Here is a 19034-nt window from a genome sequence, read left to right on the forward strand (position 1 = left end):
GTTAAACCTCAGCGCAGAGGAGCCCGAGCCAGCCCCTCTGCCATACTTATCAATAATTAATTGTAATCAACGGAGAAGTTAGCCACCGAGTTTGCCGGACCAGCCACAACCGTTGAGGCGGTGGAAATATACTGCGCGTAAAACTTCAGCGTATTATCCTGGGTGCTGCTGAGGATATAGCTGTAGTTATTGGTGCCGTGGAGCGGTAAATCCGCTTTATCCGCCGTCATCAGATTGATGGCCACGCCGTTCGCCGCGCCCGCCACCGACGTGTCGATCGCCAGCAGGTTTGCGTTGGTCTGGTCCGGCGTTCCGTCAAAGCGGATCTTCGCCGACGTTACCGTCACCGGGCACGCTTTCAGCACGATGTTGAATCCCATTGCGGCGGTTTTCGCGCCGGTTGACGGAAATTCAGTGGTATAAAAACTCCCCATTGGGACAATCTGATTTTGTGAATCCACGTTTACTTCACAGGCTTTATCGAGAATATTGCCCACAAAGTTCACCGTGCCCGCTGCGCCGAAAACGGACGATGCTGACAACGCCAGCGTTGCCGTGAATACAGCAACAACACTATTTTTCCTCATGAACGGGTTTCCTTATTAACGTTATTTATTACTGATATTCAGGCAACACCAACCCTCTGGTGTGAACACCCTTATAAAATTTTTTTATTATTTGTCGGCAGTTCAGATTATAAAAATTGAGCCAAACAATTTACTGCCCTGCTGACTGAGTGGAATTTATACAATCATTTTTGCAAACTCAACGACTATATTGGTCTAGCTGTAGACTTAGCATTAACAAAAATGAAACAACAATAATGCGAGAAAAATTGCAATAAACCCGGATTAAACGTTCTGTCTCCAGGTAATTTCGTATCCTCCTTTTTGAGTAAGTCTACTTTTAGACCCTGAATAAATAACGCTGAACTTCATAGGGTTAAATTCCGCCCGGTGCGCCAGGTCTATTTTTAGACCGGGCCTGAATATTCCCTGTCCGCCGTATTTTTAAGATAATCCCGAAATAATCTTGAATATCCATCCGCACGGGCAAAAATGAGATCGACTATGGAACATCAAACGACAGCTCCTGTCTCTGAGAAAAAACTGACGGCACTGGAATTAAAACCGTTTGCCCATATTGAAAATCTTATTTCTCACGTTCTGCCCTTCGCCGAGAGAACAATCGTGTCGAAGGGGGATATCGTTCACTATTTTTGTGACGATACGCGCCAGTGCTTTTTGCTGTTGCACGGCAGCGTGGCCCTGCACCGCCGGGGCGACGGGATTGTACTGAACTCTGAGTCTTCGCCCTTTGTGCTGGGCGTGAGCAGCCAGCTTTCGTCAGAGCATCTCTACGTCCGGGCGCTGGAAACCTCGGAAATAGCCCGCGTGTCGCTGGAGTGTTTTAATCAGATCGTGGCCAATGCCAATCTGTGGCAGCACTTTGCCCGGCTGCTGGTCTATACCGCGTCGCGGGTTTACGAGCACTGCGCGCAGATATCCCAGATGTCGGCCTACGATATTATTCGCTTTCAGCTGGTGGAATTAATGCAGGAGCCCCCCGCCGTTCGCCAGAGCACCACCGCGGCGGCCTACATCAAGAGTCGAACCTATCTTTCCCGTAGCGGGATCATGCGCATTCTGGCGGAGCTGCGCACCGGCGGGTATATCATCATGCAGCGCGGCATTTTGATTGAAATTAACCATTTACCGCGTAAATACTAAGGGCTGACACTATAATCAGAAAGGTTATATAGAAGGTTAAAGCCTATGTCTGCCGCTGAAAAAACGCGCCGCTGTTCTCCCTATGCCCGGGAACTCATTTCCCATCTCCAGCCCTACAGTACCGTGCGCCACTTTTCCCGCGGGGAGCAGCTGGATCTTCAGGTGAACGGCAAGGCCATGTGCTACCTGATTCTGGAGGGCACGGTCGCCGTCTACCGCCGCTCGGATCACCTGCTGCTGTCCACGGCGAAACCCCCTGCCGTTTTTGGCGTGGCGAATATCTCGGCCATTTTCTTTGATGATTACCTGAAGATTGTTGAACCGAGCCAGATAGGCGTGATATCTGCCGCGCAGGTTAATGAGGTTATCGAAGAAAAAGCGCTGTGGAGCCTGCTCTCCAACCACCTGATGTACATGTACAACCGGCTCTATAACACCATCATGCCGCAGGGGGCGTTGACCTCCTACGAGCTGATTTGCCAGCAGCTGGTGCAGCTCATGAATGAGGATGAAAGCTTTCGGCGCGGCATCACCGCAGAGAGGTATATTCGCGACAAAACGCAGCTGTCCCGCAGCGGCGTGATGCGCATTCTGGCGGATCTGAAGGCCGGCGGCTACGTGGAGATGGAAGAGGGTCGGCTGATAAGCATCCATAAACTTCCGGCGAAATACTGATCGGCGGGCACAAAAAAGGCCGCTTACGCGACCTGATATCAGCACTTAATGGACATGAACACCTAACCGCCAGGCAAAGTAGATCTCTTCTTTAAGCTCGTTTGAAGAGAGCGCGAGTAAGTCAGTAAATTCCAGCTCGAGCTGTTTCAGTTTTTTCAGGTACTGTGCCGGAGACAGGTTGCTCTTATCGCGACGTAAATATTCAATTGCCAGTTGGGTTGGGTTCAATTCGGTATCCATGATGTCCTCGCTTATGTACAAAACGTGAGCAGTATATCACATTATGCTGCCCACATTTTGACCAAAGACAAAACATCCTGAATGTTTACACGCGCTACACCACCGCCGTGGTGAGGCGCGATGAGCAGCACAGCCTTTCCTGCTCGTCCAGAATATCAATCTGCCACACCTGATGGCGGCTGCCCGCGTGCAGCTCACGGCAGATGCCGCGCACGCGCCCGCTGCGCACGGAGCGAATGTGGTTGGCGTTAACCTCAAGCCCCACCACCTTCTGCTCCCCTTCGGTACAAAGATACCCCGCCACCGAGCCCAGCGTTTCGGCCAGCACCACCGACGCGCCGCCGTGCAGCAGGCCAAACGGCTGATGCGTGCGGCTGTCCACCGGCATGGTGGCCTCCAGCTCGTTGTCGCCGATGCGCGTGAACTGGATATCCAGCAAACCGACCATATTGCCCTCGCCCATGGCGTTAAGCGCCTGAAGCGTCACTGCACGTTTCCAGATCATCCGATAATCTCCAGTAATGCCTGTAATGGATGGCGCACACCGTTACCTTCCACCCGCTTCACCTGGCTGCGGCAGGAGTAGCCCGTCGCCAGGCAGCGGTTTCGCGGTAAACGCTGCATCGCCTGCTGCCACGACAGCGCGTAGATCCCCAGCGAGTTAGCGTGGTTTTTCACTTCGTGCCCGTAGGTTCCCGCCATGCCGCAGCACCCGACGCTGACGCTCTCCAGCTTCGCGCCGAAGCGGGCGAAGATTGAGGCCCACTGCGCCGGCGCGCCCGGCAGGGCCGTCACTTCGGTACAGTGGCCAAACAGATACCACGGCTCGCCGCTCACCTCGGCGGCAGCGCTTTTTTGCAGCGCCGCGGGCAGCCACTCGTGAACCAGCATGACGTGGAAATCGCCGCGCCTGTCGCCGAGAGTTTGCTTATATTCGTCGCGATAGCAGAGCACCAGCGCCGGATCGACGCCCACCATCGGCATGCCCAGCGTCGCCACGCGGTTTAAGAAATCAGAGGTTTTCTGCGCGGTTTTCGCAAAGCGGTTGAGGAAGCCTTTGATGTGCTGCGCCTTGCCGTTCGGCGAGAACGGCAGCACCACGGGCTGATAGTCCAGCTTTTCCACCAGGCGCACGAAATCGGCCACCACCTGCGCGTCGTAGTAGCTGGTGAACGGATCCTGCACCACCAGCACCACCTTCGCTTTTTGCTCCGGGCTGAGGGCTTCAAGCTGCTCGAGGGTCATATTGGCCGAACGGTGCCCGACCAGCTGGCGCTGCAGCGACGGCGTTGAGAGCAGCGGCAGATCCACCATCCCGATATGTTTTTCGGACAGCCTGCGCACCAGCGGCTGATTAATAAAGAAGTTGAAGGTCTTCGGCGCACGCGCCATCAGCGGCGCATAGCTCTCCACCGTGGCAACCAGATGATCGCGCACCGGGCGCAGGTAGCGGGTGTGATAAAGCTGCAGGAAGCGCGAGCGGAATTCCGGCACGTCGATTTTGATCGGGCACTGGGTCGAACAGGCTTTACAGGCCAGGCAGCCGGACATCGCCTCTTTGACCTCGTGCGAGAAATCGTACTCGCCCTTGCGGGAATGCCAGCTGTTGCGGGTGCGTTCAATAAGGGAGCGCAGGCTGGCGCTTTTACCCGGCAGCTCGCTCTCGAGCTTCAGCGGATCCACGCCGCGATCCGCCAGCAGGCGCAGCCATTCGCGCACCAGGGTGGCGCGCCCTTTCGGGGAGTGAATGCGGTTGCTGGTGATTTTCATCGACGGACACATCGGGCTTTTCACGTCGAAGTTAAAGCACAGGCCGTTGCCGTTGCACTCCATCGCGCCGCGCCAGGAAGAGCGCACCGCAATCGGGATCTGGCGGTCGTAGGTGCCGCGCTTCACCGCATCGACGCGCAGCATCGGCGCATCCACGCCCTCTGGCGGGCAGATCTTGCCGGGGTTAAGGCGATTATCCGGGTCAAACGCGGCTTTAATTTTGCGCAGCTCGCCGAAGAGTTGCTCGCCGAAAAACGCCGGGCTGTACTCGGCGCGGAAGCCTTTCCCGTGCTCGCCCCACAGCAGGCCGCCGTATTTCGCGGTGAGGGCCACCACGTCGTCGGAGATCTGCTTCATCAGGATCTCCTGCTGCGGGTCGCACATGTCCAGCGCCGGACGCACGTGCAGCACGCCCGCGTCGACGTGGCCGAACATGCCGTAGCTCAGGCCATGGCCGTCCAGCAGCGCGCGGAACTCCACGATGTAATCCGCCAGATGCTCCGGCGGCACGCAGGTGTCTTCCGCAAACGGGATCGGCTTGGCGGCGCCCTTGGCGTTGCCGAGCAGCCCCACCGCCTTTTTACGCATCGCATAGATACGCTCAATGCCGGAAAGATCGTCGCACAGCTGCCAGCCGATGACTCCGCCTTCGCCCCGGGCGATCAGCTCGTCCAGACGCTCACACAGATCCGCGACCTGGCTTTCAATCAGCGCCTGGTCGTCACCGGCAAATTCCACGATGTTCAGGCCGAGCATCTCTTTATCCGGCACATCGGTAATCAGCTCGCTCACGGAGTGCCAGACGATATCTTCCCGCGCCAGGTTGAGCACTTTGGAGTCGACGGTTTCCACCGACAGCGCGCGCGCCTCCACCATAAACGGCGCGTTGCGCAGCGCGGAATCGAAGGAGTTGTATTTTACGTTGACCAGACGGCGCACCTTCGGCAGGCGGGTAATGTCGAGCCGCGCCTCGGTGATAAACGCCAGCGTGCCTTCCGATCCGGTCAGAATGCGGGTTAAGTCGAACTGGGTCAGGTCGTCGTTGAACACGTGGCGCAGGTCGTAACCCGTCAGGAAGCGGTTAAGCTTCGGGAACTTATCGAGGATGAGCTGGCGATTGTCGCGGCAGCGTTCCAGCACGGTGCGGTAGATTCGCCCGCTGGCGGTGCTCTCGTTGCCCAGCGTTTCCGCCAGCTCGACCGGCATCGGCCGGGTATCCAGAATATCGCCGCCGAGCAGCACCGCCCGCACGCCGAGAACGTGATCGGAGGTTTTCCCGTACACCAGCGATCCCTGCCCGGAGGCATCGGTATTGATCATCCCGCCAATGGTGGCGCGGTTGCTGGTAGAAAGCTCCGGCGCGAAAAAGTAGCCGTAAGGCTTCAGGTACTGATTGAGCTGATCTTTGATAACGCCCGCCTCAACGCGTACCCATCCCTCTTCGGGATTGATTTCGATGATGCGATTCATATAGCGGGACATATCAACGACGATGCCCTGATTGAGGGCCTGCCCGTTGGTGCCCGTACCGCCGCCGCGCGGGGTGAAGATCAGGGAGGCGAAACGCTCCTGCGCCGCCAGGCGGGAAATGAGCGCCACATCGGCGGTTGAGCGTGGGAAAACGACGGCATCGGGAAGAAGCTGGTAGATACTGTTGTCGGTCGCCATCGTCAGCCTGTCGGCGTAATTTGTGGCGGTATCACCTGTAAAACCCTGTTGCTCCAGTGCTTGCAAAAAATTGAGCACCAGCTGAACGACGCCGGGTGCCTGAGAAATCTGTGGGATCATTACGGTCGACCCTAATTAGAGTTGTGGAAATCGTTTGCGTTGTGTCACAACTTTTTATCACATTTTTTTCTTATATGCTCTGGGGAATTACAGGCACAATCCACCTGTCAAAAATCGCTGAAATCACTAATGATTAGAGAGATGCGGTTTACCTTCCCGCCGGCTTTGCTGGCGTTCATTTAAGGAAAGTTTCATTTATGGTCAATCTTCGTCAGCCCAGGGATGTCGCGCAGATTCTGCTGTCGGTGCTGTTTTTAGCCATCATGATTATTGCGTGTCTGTGGATTGTTCAGCCCTTCGTGCTCGGCTTTGCCTGGGCCGCTACCGTTGTCGTCGCCACCTGGCCGCTGTTTTTACGCCTGCAGCGCCTGCTGTTCGGCCGTCGCGGGCTGGCCGTTCTCGCCATGACCCTGCTGCTGTTTCTGCTGTTTATTATTCCAATCGCCCTGCTGGTCAATAGCCTGGTTGACTCCAGCGGCCCGGTGATTCGCGCGATCAGCAGCGGCGACATGACCCTGCCGGATCTCGCCTGGCTTAACAGCATTCCGGTGGTTGGCGCCAAGCTTTACGGCGCGTGGCACGGGCTGCTGGAGATGGGCGGCAGCGCGCTGATGGCAAAAGTGCGTCCGTACATCGGCACCACTACGACATGGTTCGTCGGGCAGGCCGCGCACATTGGCCGCTTTATGATGCACTGTACGCTGATGCTGCTCTTTAGCGCCCTGCTCTACTGGCGCGGCGAGCAGGTGGCGCTGGGTGTTCGTCACTTTGCGACCCGGCTGGCGGGTATTCGCGGTGATGCCGCCGTTCTGCTGGCGGCGCAGGCGGTTCGCGCGGTGGCACTGGGCGTGGTGGTCACGGCGCTCGTTCAGGCCGTTTTGGGCGGCATTGGCCTCGCCATCTCCGGCGTCCCTTACGCTACCGTCTTTACGGTGGTGATGCTGTTGACCTGCCTCGCGCAGCTCGGCCCGCTGCTGGTGCTGGTGCCGTGCATCATCTGGCTTTACTGGAGCGGCGACACCACCTGGGGCACCGTGCTGCTGGTCTGGAGCTGCGTGGTGGGCACCATGGATAACGTGATCCGCCCCATCCTGATCCGCATGGGCGCCGACCTGCCGCTGATCCTGATCCTCTCCGGCGTTATCGGCGGGTTAATCGCCTTCGGTATGATTGGCCTGTTCATCGGCCCGGTGCTGCTCGCCGTCACCTGGCGTCTGTTCTCCGCGTGGGTCCACGAGGTGCCGCCTCCGGCAACGGATCCGGACGAGATTTTGAACGAGCTGGAAGAGCTGGAAGATAAGAACAAGCAGTAACCTCTGCTGCCGGGTGGCGCCACGCTGCCCGGCACGTCCCCTCATGATACTTAAACACCGCTTATCAATTAACTGGTCAGACCCGCCAGATCGCCCGTAACTCTGTCATTCACCGCTAAAAATCTTTACACCTCTTTAACTATTGAGATGAATCTGATCGACGCAAAAAATCTCCATGCCTATCATTAGCTCAAGGTTATAAATCAACGCCTTGATTTATAAGCATGGAAATCCCCTGAGTGAAACAACGAATTGCTGTGTGTAGTCTTTGCCCATCTCCCACGATGGGCTTTTTTTTATCCTGACTACGCCTTGCTTAGCTCACAGCGGCTCAGCATCCGCCACTTCTCTGGCAGTACCCGCGTTTCTCCGCTCACTCTGACCGTCGCCACCCCGTGAATATCCCTCGACGAGGTGCCCACCTGCAGCTCGAACTCGCCCGGCTCGACGATGCGCTTCCCGTCGCGGCGGGTGAAGTTGAACATGTCCACCGGCAGCGTGAAGGTGAGCCGCGCGGTTTCGCCCGGCGAAAGGGTAACCCGCTGGAAGGCTTTTAGCTCCTGAAGCGGACGCACCTGGCTTGCGACCTTATCGCGCACGTAGACCTGCACCACCTCGCTGCCGCTGCGCTCGCCGCGGTTGGTGACGTCCACGCGCAGCGTTACCTCCCCGTGAATGTCGACCTGCTCTGCGGCCAGCGTCGGCGCGCTCAGGGTGAAGTGGCTCCAGCCCAGGCCAAACCCGAACGGATAGCGCGAGCCGAAGTGGAACGCGAACGGCGTACCGCCGCTTTTCAGCTTGTGGTTGTAGTAGTAAGGCATCGCCCCGGCGCTTTTCGGCACGCTGACCACCAGCCTGCCCTGCGGCTCGGCGCGGCCCGTCAGCACGTCCGCGATGGCCCAGCCGCCCTCCTGCCCCGGCGCCCAGGCCAGCATAAATGCCGCCACCTTATCCTCCAGCCCTTGCAGGTTATAAGGCCGTCCGCCGGTCATGACGACGATCACCGGTTTACCGGTTTCGACCAGCGCCTCCAGCAGCAGCTGCTGCACGCCCGGCAGGTTCAGCGAGTCGGTGTCGGAGCCTTCCCCTACGGTGCCGCTCTGGAACAGCCCGGCGAGATCGCCGACGCAGGCCACCACCACGTCACTCTCCTGCGCCGCACGCACCGCCTCGGGGATCGCCGACGTATCGTGCGACACCGGGGACTGCTGCATCGGCTTGCCGCCGCTGTCGCCCGGGAAGACCGGCGCGCCCGCCATCCGTTTTTCGATGATGTGGCACCCTTTGGCGTAACGCACCTGGGATGCGCCGAGATAGTGCTCCAGCGCCGCGCGCGGCGTGGTGACCTGCGCGGTTTCGTCCAGCATATCGCTGATGATCAAATGCACCGGGAAGCTGTACCCGCTCAGCAGCGCCAGCGGATCGTCCGCCGTCGGCCCCACCAGCGCCACGCGCGGTTTCCCGCTTAGCGGCAGAATGCCGTTGTTCTCAAGCAGCGTGACCGAGCGGGTCGCCACGTCGCGTGCCACCTGCCGGGTGGCGTCGTTTTGCAGATCGATCCCCGCCTCGTCGGCGTAGGGCTTTTCGAACAGCCCCAGACGGAATTTCTCGGTCAGCACGCGCCCGACAATCTCATCCACCTTGCTCATGGAAATCAGCCCGCGCTCGACGGCCTGGGCGAGATGGCGCGCGCAGTCGTCTTTCGGCAGCTCCACGTCCAGTCCGGCGTTAAACGCCAGCGCGGCGGATTCCGCAGCGTCGTGGGAAATGCCGTGGTGCTGGTGCAGCAGGCTTACGCCGCCGTAGTCCGCCACGATAATCCCGTCGAAGCCCCACTGCTCGCGCAGCACCGTGGTCAGCAGGAAGCTGTCGCTGTGGCCGGGCTGGTTATCGATGTCGTGATAGGCCGGCATGACCGACCCGGGGTGGGCGAGTTTGACCGCCATTTCGAACGGCAGCAGGAAGGTGTCGTTTAGCTCGCTAAAGCCCAGATGCACCGGGGCATGGTTGCGCGCCCCTTCGCTGAACGAGTGGCCGACGTAGTGTTTCAGCGTCGCCAGCAGGTCGCGCTTTTCGCCCTGCAACCCTTCAACGTAGGCGCTGGCCATCACCCCGACCAGCCAGGGATCTTCCCCAAACGTCTCTTCGGTACGCCCCCAGCGCACGTCGCGGGACACGTCCAGCACCGGCGCTAGCCCCTGCTGGCAGCCCACCGAGCGCGCCTCGGCGCCGATATGCTGCGCCGCGCGTTTCACCAGCGCCGGATCCCAGCTTGAGCCATAGTTGAGCGACGACGGAAACAGCGTGGCGTCTTTACACAGCAGCCCCACCAGACACTCTTCGTGGAACAGCGCCGGAATGCCCAGACGCGTCTCCTCCATCATCATGCGCTGCAGGCGGTTTGCCGCGCGAACGCCGGTTTTGGCATCGACAATGTGCGTTCCGAGCGGGCGGGTGATCTGCCCGACGCCCAGCTTCAGCCGCTCGCCGAGCTCCGCCTGCTCGCTCACGCCCGCAAACTCGTCGCTTAAGTCGGTTCGCTCCCGGTGCGCGCCATTTTCGTCGAGGATCAGCCAGTAGCCGTGCATCTGGGCGAATTTTTCCTCCGGCGTCATGCGCGCCAGTAAATCCGCCACGCGTTCCTGTACGGGACGCCCCGCATCCTTATAGATTGCCGTCATACGTTACTCCTTGATTACCTGATGAAGTGCCGGGCTGAGCTCCCCCGCCTCGGAGCGAGCCGCACGTTTGTTCGCCAGCTCGCGGGCGATGGTGTTAACCAGTCGGCTATTGAGTTTATAAACGGTGAGTAGCGCCACCATGCCCATGAACAGCGCGCACGGGATCAGGGTAAACAGCGCGTTGATGGTCGACAGCACGTGCGGAGCCTGTACCGCCTGGCCCGGCGCGTAATCCACCATGCCGAGTACCCAGCCGACCACGGCCCCGCCGAGCGCCAGGCCAAACTTGATGGCAAACAGCGCGGTGGAGAACACCAGCCCGTCGAGGCGGCGCCCGCTGCGGTGCTCTTCGTAGTCCACCACGTCAGAGAACATGGTCCACTGCAGCGGCGTGGTCAGGTTCTGAATAAAGCTAAAGACGATATTGAGGCCGAATATCAGCCACACCTGCGACGGCGGCAGGAAGAAAATAAGCGCGCCGAAGATCACAAAGGAGACAATTGTCCACTGATAGGCGCGCACGCGGTCATATTTACCCAATAAACGCTCGGATAATAATGCCCCGCTGAGCGATGCCACCATGCCGGAAACAATAAAGGCAAAAACGAGATCCGGGCGCAGCAGCACATAGTTAACGTAATACATGGTTGCCGAGCCGCGAGTTACCACCGCGGTCAGCAGCAAAATATTAAAGATAAAAACAATACGCCACTGGCTATTTCCCGCCAGACGTTTTAAATCGGTGAGCATCGAGCCGGAGGTATCGCTGCGCGGAGAATAACGCTCGCGGGTCATCAGGAAGCAGCAGAAGAATAAGATGATCCCTAACAGCCCCATCAGGCTCATGGCGTAGAAATATCCCTTCTGCACGTTGCCATCACCCAGTTTGGCCACCAGCGGCAGGGCAATCACGGTAACAATCAGGCCGCCGATAAACGACAGGCCGAAGCGCCAGGATTGCAGGGAATGGCGCTCGCGCGGGTCAAGGGTTAACGCCCCCGGCATAGCGCAGTAAGGCACGTTTATGGCTGAATAGATAAGGCTAAGAATGGTGTAAGTCACGCAGGCATAAATGATTTTTGCCGTTGCGCCCACGTCAGGGACATAAAAGGTGATCAGACAGCTTGCGCCAAACGGAATGGCAAACCACAGCAGCCAGGGGCGAAAGCGGCCGTGGCGGGTTTGCGTTCGGTCGACCAGCGCGCCAATGCAGGGGTCGACAAAGGCATCCACCACGCGCACCACTAAAAACATGGTTCCCATGACTGCCGCAGGCAGACCAAATACATCCGTGTAGAAATAAGCCAGAAATAAGGTTGCCGTTTGCCAGACCAGCGCGCTGGCCATATCACCCAAGCCATAACCTATTTTATCTTTCGTACGTAAGACAGGAGAGATGTTCATTTTTATGGGCCTTTTATCAGGTTAAAACGTATTTCAACCAGTTGCACACGTTCGGGGAAAATGCGCAGTGAGGCTCAAGTATTAGCAACGCATTGCGGGCTAACAATTGTCTAAATTAACAGACAAATTATGATATTTGGTTTTTTGCTTTATTAGTGACGGGGCGCATGTCGGCGGGAAAATAAAAAAGGTGAGGACATTATCCTCACCTTTTTAACGAACAGAAAAAACCGATTTATTTTTTCAGTTCAGCCAGGCTAAGCCAGGTTTGCACCACGGTGTCCGGGTTCAGGGACAGGCTATCGATCCCCTCTTCCATCAGCCAGGCGGCAAAGTCCTCATGGTCGGACGGCCCCTGGCCGCAAATCCCGACGTATTTCCCCTGCTTCTTCGCCGCGCGGATGGACATCGACAGCAGCGCTTTCACCGCCTCGTTACGCTCGTCGAACAGCTCGGAAACCACGCCCGAGTCGCGATCCAGACCCAGCGTCAGCTGCGTCATGTCGTTGGAGCCGATGGAGAAGCCGTCGAAGTATTCGAGGAACTGCTCCGCCAGCAGGGCGTTGGACGGGATTTCGCACATCATGATCAGCTTCAGCCCGTTTTCACCGCGCTTCAGCCCCTGACGCGCCAGCTCGTCCACCACCGCTTTGGCCTGATCGACGGTACGCACGAACGGGATCATGATCTCGACGTTGGTCAGCCCCATGTCGTTGCGCACGCGCTTCACCGCGTCGCACTCCAGCGCGAAGCAGTCGCGGAAGCTTTCAGACACGTAGCGACCCGCCCCGCGGAAGCCGAGCATCGGGTTCTCTTCTTCCGGCTCGTAACGCTCGCCGCCCACCAGGTTGGCGTATTCATTCGATTTGAAGTCAGACAGACGCACGATGACGCGTTTCGGGTAGAACGCCGCGCCCAGCGTCGCAATCCCTTCGGTCAGACGGCCCACGTAGAACTCGCGCGGCGAGTCGTAGCCCTTCATCATTTCGCGAATTTCGTTTTGCAGCTTCGCGTCCTGATCGTCAAACTCCAGCAGCGCGCGCGGGTGAACGCCGATCATGCGGTTGATGATAAACTCCAGACGCGCCAGGCCAACGCCTTCGTTTGGCAGGCAGGCGAAGTCAAACGCCCTGTCCGGGTTACCGACGTTCATCATGATCTTCAGCGGCAGGTCCGGCATGGTGTCGACGCTTGAGCTTTTCACGCTGAAGTCCAGCAGCTCGGCGTAGACGTAGCCGGTATCCCCTTCGGCGCAGGAGACCGTGACGTTCTCGTCGTCCTTCATGCGTTCGGTCGCATCGCCGCAGCCCACCACAGCGGGGATCCCCAGCTCGCGGGCGATGATCGCCGCGTGGCAGGTACGCCCGCCGCGGTTGGTCACAATCGCCGCGGCTTTTTTCATGATCGGCTCCCAGTCCGGGTCGGTCATGTCGGTGACCAGCACGTCACCCGGCTGAATGCGGTTCATCTCGCTGATGTCGTGGATCACCTTCACCGGGCCCGCGCCGATGCGGTGCCCGATGGCGCGTCCTTCGGCAATCACTTTGCCCTGGGCGTGCAGGGTGTAACGCTCCATCACCTGACCGCGGGAGCGCACGGTTTCCGGACGCGCCTGAACGATAAACAGCTTGCCGGTGTGGCCGTCTTTTGCCCATTCGATATCCATCGGACGGCCATAGTGTTTCTCAATCTGAACGGCCTGCTTCGCCAGCTCCTGCACTTCGGCATCGGTCAGGGAGAAGCGGTCGCGCTGTTCCTGCGGCACATCTTCAATTTTGACCTGCTTGCCGTGCTCCTGAGTCGGGGCGTAAATCATGCGGATCTTCTTCGAGCCCATGGTGCGGCGCACGATGGCCGGACGGTTAGCCGCCAGGGTCGGCTTGTGGACGTAGAATTCGTCCGGGTTCACCGCGCCCTGCACCACCATCTCGCCCAGGCCCCACGCAGAGGTGATGAACACCACCTGGTCGAAGCCGGATTCAGTATCGATAGAGAACATCACGCCGGATGAGCCAACGTCGGAACGCACCATGCGCTGAATACCCGCAGAGAGCGCCACGCCGCGGTGGTCATAGCCCTGATGCACGCGATAGGAGATGGCGCGGTCGTTGAACAGAGAAGCAAACACGTGCTTCACCGCCACCAGCACCGCGTCATAGCCCTGAACGTTCAGGAAAGTTTCCTGCTGCCCGGCGAAGGACGCGTCCGGCATGTCTTCCGCGGTGGCGGAAGAGCGCACCGCAAACGACGCCTCTGCGTCGTCAGACGAGAGCTGGTTATAGGCATCATGAATGGCTTTTTCCAGCTCCGGCTGGAAAGGTGTGTCGATGACCCACTGGCGGATCTGCGCCCCGGCTTTTGCAAGCTCGGAAACGTCATCGATATCCGTTTTGTCCAGCAGTTCGTAAATGCGCTGGTTTACACCGCTTTGCTCAAGAAACAGGTCAAACGCTTCGGCGGTCGTGGCAAACCCGTTCGGTACGGAGACACCCATACCGGACAGATTAGTAATCATTTCACCCAGGGAGGCATTTTTGCCTCCAACTCTGTCTACATCATTCATGCCGAGTTGGTTATACCAAAGCACCAGCGGTGACGAGCCATTGTTGGACATCGAAACAATCCTTTTGTGATATTTGAACGGGGTTTAGAAACACCTTAATGCGTATTTATCCTCGCATAATTGTTCTTGTGAAAAAAACGGTGAATCGTGTAAGCAACTTTATTTTTTAATTTTTCGGACACTTTCCCTACATGCGCTAAGCCAATGATTCCAATGGATTCCCACAAAAACCGTCGGTTTATACCGTTTTTTCAGAAATTGAAATCCACTTTTCACTAAAATTAAAAATACCGTTTCATTAATAATTAAGACGATTTACTCCCTGTTGTATTTTACTTTTTTAATTTATGCTTTCAGTCAATTAGGTACGATATTCAGGGTGAGAAAAATGGATAATGCTGTCGATCGCCACGTTTTTTATATTTCTGATGGTACGGCGATTACCGCCGAAGTGTTGGGTCACGCGGTGATGTCGCAGTTCCCGGTTTCCATCAACAGCATCACGCTGCCGTTCGTGGAAAACGAAAGCCGCGCGAAGGCGGTGCGCGACCAGATTGACGCCATTTATCAGCAGACGGGCGTGCGTCCCCTGGTCTTCTATTCCATCGTTATCCCGGAAATTCGCACCATTATTTTGCAAAGTGAGGGCTTTTGTCAGGATATCGTGCAGGCGCTGGTGGCCCCGCTGCAGGGCGAACTGAAGCTTGACCCGACGCCGATTGCGCACCGCACCCACGGGCTTAACCCCGGCAACCTGACCAAATACGACGCGCGTATCGCCGCCATTGATTACACCCTCGCCCACGACGACGGGATCTCCCTGCGCAATCTCGACCAGGCGCAGGTGATTTTGCTCGGCGTGTCCCGCTGCGGCAAAACCCCCACCAGCCTCTATCTGGCGATGCAGTTTGGTATTCGCGCGGCCAACTACCCGTTTATTGCCGACGACATGGACAACCTGGTGCTGCCCGCCGCGCTCAAGCCGCTGCAGCACAAGCTGTTCGGCCTGACCATCAACCCGGAGCGGCTGGCGGCCATCCGCGAAGAGCGCCGGGAAAACAGCCGCTACGCCTCGATGCGCCAGTGCCGGATGGAGGTGGCGGAAGTGGAGGCCCTGTACCGCAAGAACCAGATCCCGTTCCTCAACAGTACCAACTTCTCCGTAGAAGAAATGGCGACAAAAATCCTCGATATCATGGGACTGAATCGACGCATGTACTAATATGCTAGTACATTAATCCAGATTCAGGTATCATCCGGAACATCATCGGGGCAGACTGGCCCCGAACTTGAAATCAGCAGGGATTGGTTTAAGGTGATGCCCATCACTTCCCGGTAGTCTGCCGATGATGCAAAAATTTTCTGAGATATCCCATGAATAAAACCGACGAACTCCGCACTGCGCGCATTGAAAGCCTGATTACCCCGGCTGAGCTGGCGCTGCGGCACCCCGTTTCCGCAGACGTTGCGGAACATGTGACCGCCTCCCGCCGCCGCATTGAAAAAATTCTGAACGGCGAAGACCGCCGCCTTCTGGCGATCGTCGGGCCGTGCTCGATTCACGACCTGGATGCGGCGATGGAGTACGCGAAACGCCTGCAAGGGCTGCGCGAAAAGCATCAGGATCGCCTTGAAATCGTGATGCGCACCTACTTCGAAAAGCCGCGCACCGTGGTGGGCTGGAAGGGGCTGATCTCTGACCCCGACCTTAACGGCAGCTACCGCGTGAACCACGGCATTGAGCTGGCGCGCAAGCTGCTGCTGCAGGTGAACGAGCTGGGCGTGCCGACCGCCACCGAGTTCCTCGATATGGTGACCGGACAGTTTATCGCCGACCTGATCAGCTGGGGCGCGATTGGCGCGCGCACCACCGAAAGCCAGATCCACCGCGAAATGGCTTCGGCGCTCTCCTGCCCGGTGGGCTTCAAGAACGGCACCGACGGCAATACCCGCATTGCGGTGGATGCGATCCGCGCCTCTCGCGCCAGCCACATGTTCCTGTCGCCGGATAAAAACGGCCACATGACCATCTACCAGACCAGCGGCAACCCGTTTGGCCACATCATCATGCGCGGCGGTAAAAAGCCGAACTATCACGCCGAGGATATCGCCGCCGCCTGCGAAACGCTGGCGGAATTCGATCTGCCGGAGCATCTGGTGATCGATTTCAGCCACGGCAACTGCCAGAAGCAGCACCGCCGCCAGCTGGACGTGTGCGACGAGGTGTGCCAGCAGATCCGCAGTGGTTCAACCGCCGTCGCCGGGATCATGGCGGAGAGCTTCCTGAAAGAAGGCACGCAAAAAGTGGTCGCCGGACAGCCGATTGTGTACGGCCAGTCCATTACCGATCCGTGCCTGAGCTGGGAAGACACCGAGCTGCTGCTGGAGAAACTGGCGGCGGCGGTGGACTCTCGCTTTTGATGTTACTCCCTTCTCCCTCTCCCTGTGGGAGAGGGCCGGGGTGAGGGCACCAGACCGCCCTTCCCCCCCGAATTTGATCCCGTCACAATATTTTCACAAAAACGCTTGCCGTGAATTTTGACTTTGTTGATAATGATTATCATTGTTACATTGATTGCTATTTGTAAACATTATGTCACCTATTGATAACACAGCAACAACGCCTGAACACACGCACACAGCCCCCTCTCCCGCGCCCGGCGACCGCCGTATCGACAGCAAAAGCCTGCTGGGGGACGAGGGACGGGTGATCATCGAGCATGATGGCCAGCACTATCTGCTGCGCCAGACCAATGCCGGAAAGCTGATCCTCACAAAATAAAGTCAACAAAAAATACGCCAGCCACCCAGGTGATCCCCCCAGGCAGCCAGCGCTTTCGATTCTTAATGGAGAGTTGCTATGCCACACCTGCCTTCCGCGTCTTTGCGCCCCTCACTTCTTGCGCTGGCGATTGTCAGCACCCTGCCGGGCGCCGCGCTTGCGGCCGCAGAAGATATTACCGTTACCGCAACGGGCAATGCCCGCAGCGCCTTTGAAGCCCCCATGATGGTCAGCGTGATTGACGCGACCGCCCCGGAAAACCAGGCCGCCAGCTCCGCCGCCGACCTGCTGCGTAAAGTCCCGGGCCTGACCCTCGACGGCACGGGACGCACCAACGGCCAGGACGTTAACCTGCGCGGTTACGACCGTCGCGGCGTGCTGGTGCTGGTTGACGGCATCCGTCAGGGCACCGACACCGGGCACCTCAACAGCACCTTCCTCGATCCCGCGCTGATCAAGCGCATTGAAGTGGTGCGCGGCCCGTCGGCGCTGCTGTACGGCAGCGGCGCGCTGGGCGGCGTGATTTCCTACGACACCGCCGATGCGAAAGACCTGCTGGAGCCGGGCAAAAACAGCGGCTACCGCGTATTCGGTACGGGCGCCACGGGCGACCACAGCATCGGGATGGGTGCCAGCGCCTTTGGCCGCACCGACACTCTGGACGGGCTGGTGTCCTGGTCGAGCCGCGATCGCGGGGATATCCGCCAGAGCAACGGCGACACTGCGCCAAACGATGAATCCATTAACAATATGCTGGCGAAAGGCAGCTGGAAAATCGATACCGCCCAGACCCTGAGCGGCTCCCTGCGCTACTACAACAACGCCGCGCAGGAGCCTAAAAACCCGCAAACGCCCGCGGCGAGCGACAGCAGCAACCCGATGACCGATCGCTCAACCATCCAGCGCGACGCCCAGCTTGGCTACAACATCGCGCCGGAAGGCAACGACTGGCTTAATGCGGATGCCAAGATCTACTGGTCAGAAGCGCGGATTAACGCCCAGAACGTCAACGGTTCCGGCGAGTTCCGCAAGCAGACCACCAAAGGCGGCAAAGTGGAAAACCGCACCCGGCTGTTCACCAACTCCTTCGCCTCGCACCTGCTGACCTACGGCGGGGAGTACTATCGTCAGGAGCAAAATCCCGGCGGCGTGACTACCGGCTTCCCGGACGCGAAAATCGACTTCAGCTCCGGCTGGCTGCAGGACGAAATTACCCTGCGCGACCTGCCCGTCACCCTGCTTGGTGGCACGCGCTACGACAACTACCGCGGCAGCAGCGAAGGCTATGACGACGTGGACGCCGACAAATGGTCGTCCCGCGCGGGCCTGACCGTCAGCCCGACCGACTGGCTGATGCTGTTTGGCTCTTACGCTCAGGCCTTCCGCGCGCCGACGATGGGCGAGATGTACAACGATGCGAAACACTTCTCCATCGGCAGCTTCTACACCAACTACTGGGTGCCAAACCCGAACCTGCGCCCGGAAACCAACAAAACCCAGGAGTACGGCTTTGGTCTGCGCTTTGACGACCTGATGCTGGCGAACGACGCGCTGGAGTTCAAAGCCAGCTACTTCGACACCAAAGCCAAAGACTACATCTCCACCACCGTCGATTTTGCGGCGGCGACCACCATGTCCTATAACGTTCCTGACGCCAAAATCTGGGGCTGGGACGTGATGGCGAAATACACCGCCGATCTGTTCAGCCTGGACATGGCCTACAACCGCACGCGCGGCAAAGATACCGACACCGGGGAGTACATCTCCAGCATCAACCCGGACACCGTTACCAGCAAGCTGGACGTGCCGGTGGCGCAAAGCGGCTTCTCCGTCGGCTGGATCGGCACCTTTGTCGATCGTTCAACGCACATCAGCAGTAGCTACAGCAAGCAGCCGGGCTACGCGGTCAACGACTTCTACGTCAGCTATAAAGGCCAGGAGCAGCTTAAAGGCGTGACCACCACGCTGGTGCTGGGCAACGCCTTCGACAAAGAGTACTGGTCACCGCAGGGCATTCCGCAGGACGGCCGCAACGGTAAGATTTTTGTGAGTTATCAGTGGTAATCCACCCGCCCCGGTACGCCGGGG

Annotated in this window: 14 protein-coding genes and 1 other RNA gene; 8 read left to right on the plus strand and 7 right to left on the minus strand. The window is 58.4% G+C overall.

Annotation, left to right across the window (positions count from 1 at the left end):
- Positions 1–56: 56 nt before the first annotated feature.
- Positions 57–587 (minus strand): fimbrial protein, encoded by a 531-nt coding sequence (locus AB6V08_RS02405; RefSeq protein ID WP_368541107.1) that lies wholly within the window; start codon positions 585–587, stop codon positions 57–59.
- Between the two features lie 483 nt (positions 588–1070).
- Here AB6V08_RS02405 and AB6V08_RS02410 point away from each other — a divergent pair, with 483 nt between their 5' ends.
- Both AB6V08_RS02410 and AB6V08_RS02415 read left to right on the plus strand, forming a co-directional pair.
- Positions 1071–1730, plus strand: coding sequence for a winged helix-turn-helix transcriptional regulator (locus AB6V08_RS02410; RefSeq protein ID WP_368541108.1), 660 nt, complete (start codon positions 1071–1073; stop codon positions 1728–1730).
- 45 nt (positions 1731–1775) lie between these two features.
- A complete protein-coding gene (locus AB6V08_RS02415) occupies positions 1776–2405 on the plus strand; it encodes a helix-turn-helix domain-containing protein (protein WP_368541109.1) in 630 nt (209 codons plus the stop codon).
- 45 nt (positions 2406–2450) lie between these two features.
- Here AB6V08_RS02415 and AB6V08_RS02420 read toward each other — a convergent pair whose 3' ends face one another.
- The 3 genes from AB6V08_RS02420 to ydiJ form a co-directional block, all read right to left on the minus strand.
- Complete coding sequence (locus AB6V08_RS02420; RefSeq protein ID WP_368541111.1) at positions 2451–2645, minus strand: YdiH family protein; 195 nt, start codon at positions 2643–2645, stop codon at positions 2451–2453.
- Between the two features lie 94 nt (positions 2646–2739).
- The gene (gene menI, locus AB6V08_RS02425; protein ID WP_368541112.1) at positions 2740–3150 is read right to left on the minus strand and encodes a 1,4-dihydroxy-2-naphthoyl-CoA hydrolase; all 411 of its coding nucleotides are present in this window, start codon (positions 3148–3150) and stop codon (positions 2740–2742) included.
- A complete protein-coding gene (gene ydiJ, locus AB6V08_RS02430; protein ID WP_368541114.1) occupies positions 3147–6203 on the minus strand; it encodes a D-2-hydroxyglutarate dehydrogenase YdiJ in 3057 nt (1018 codons plus the stop codon). Before ydiJ ends, menI begins: the two co-directional genes overlap by 4 nt.
- A 197-nt stretch (positions 6204–6400) precedes the next feature.
- Here ydiJ and ydiK point away from each other — a divergent pair, with 197 nt between their 5' ends.
- Together ydiK and rprA are read left to right on the plus strand one after the other, a co-directional pair.
- Positions 6401–7516 (plus strand): AI-2E family transporter YdiK, encoded by a 1116-nt coding sequence (gene ydiK, locus AB6V08_RS02435; protein WP_368541115.1) that lies wholly within the window; start codon positions 6401–6403, stop codon positions 7514–7516.
- Between the two features lie 192 nt (positions 7517–7708).
- Positions 7709–7816: antisense sRNA RprA (rprA, locus tag AB6V08_RS02440), an RNA gene on the plus strand.
- Positions 7817–7821: 5 nt separating this feature from the next.
- On the opposite strand, the gene AB6V08_RS02445 is transcribed toward rprA, so the two are convergent.
- From AB6V08_RS02445 to ppsA, 3 genes are all read right to left on the minus strand, one after another.
- Complete coding sequence (locus AB6V08_RS02445) at positions 7822–10197, minus strand: glycoside hydrolase family 3 N-terminal domain-containing protein (RefSeq protein ID WP_368541116.1); 2376 nt, start codon at positions 10195–10197, stop codon at positions 7822–7824.
- A 3-nt stretch (positions 10198–10200) separates the two neighbouring features.
- The gene (locus tag AB6V08_RS02450; protein WP_368541117.1) at positions 10201–11601 is read right to left on the minus strand and encodes an MFS transporter; all 1401 of its coding nucleotides are present in this window, start codon (positions 11599–11601) and stop codon (positions 10201–10203) included.
- A gap of 235 nt (positions 11602–11836) precedes the next feature.
- Complete coding sequence (ppsA, locus tag AB6V08_RS02455; protein WP_368541118.1) at positions 11837–14215, minus strand: phosphoenolpyruvate synthase; 2379 nt, start codon at positions 14213–14215, stop codon at positions 11837–11839.
- Positions 14216–14552: 337 nt separating this feature from the next.
- Between ppsA and ppsR the strand changes: the two genes are divergently transcribed.
- The 4 genes from ppsR to AB6V08_RS02475 all read left to right on the plus strand — a co-directional run bounded on the left by ppsR (position 14553) and on the right by AB6V08_RS02475 (position 19010).
- Positions 14553–15386: a posphoenolpyruvate synthetase regulatory kinase/phosphorylase PpsR gene (ppsR, locus tag AB6V08_RS02460; protein WP_368541119.1), complete on the plus strand. Its 834-nt coding sequence runs from the start codon at positions 14553–14555 to the stop codon at positions 15384–15386.
- A 152-nt stretch (positions 15387–15538) separates the two neighbouring features.
- Entirely contained in the window at positions 15539–16585 is a 1047-nt protein-coding gene (gene aroH, locus AB6V08_RS02465) for a 3-deoxy-7-phosphoheptulonate synthase AroH (RefSeq protein WP_368541121.1), read from the plus strand.
- A 172-nt stretch (positions 16586–16757) separates the two neighbouring features.
- Positions 16758–16946 carry a hemin uptake protein HemP gene (gene hemP, locus AB6V08_RS02470; protein ID WP_368541123.1) on the plus strand — a complete coding sequence of 63 codons (189 nt, stop codon included), beginning with the start codon at positions 16758–16760 and terminating at the stop codon, positions 16944–16946.
- Between the two features lie 78 nt (positions 16947–17024).
- Positions 17025–19010 carry a TonB-dependent hemoglobin/transferrin/lactoferrin family receptor gene (locus AB6V08_RS02475; RefSeq protein WP_368541125.1) on the plus strand — a complete coding sequence of 662 codons (1986 nt, stop codon included), beginning with the start codon at positions 17025–17027 and terminating at the stop codon, positions 19008–19010.
- Positions 19011–19034 lie beyond the last annotated feature (24 nt).

The sequence above is a fragment of the Enterobacter soli genome, assembly GCF_964208575.1.
Lineage (GTDB): Bacteria > Pseudomonadota > Gammaproteobacteria > Enterobacterales > Enterobacteriaceae > Enterobacter > Enterobacter soli_A.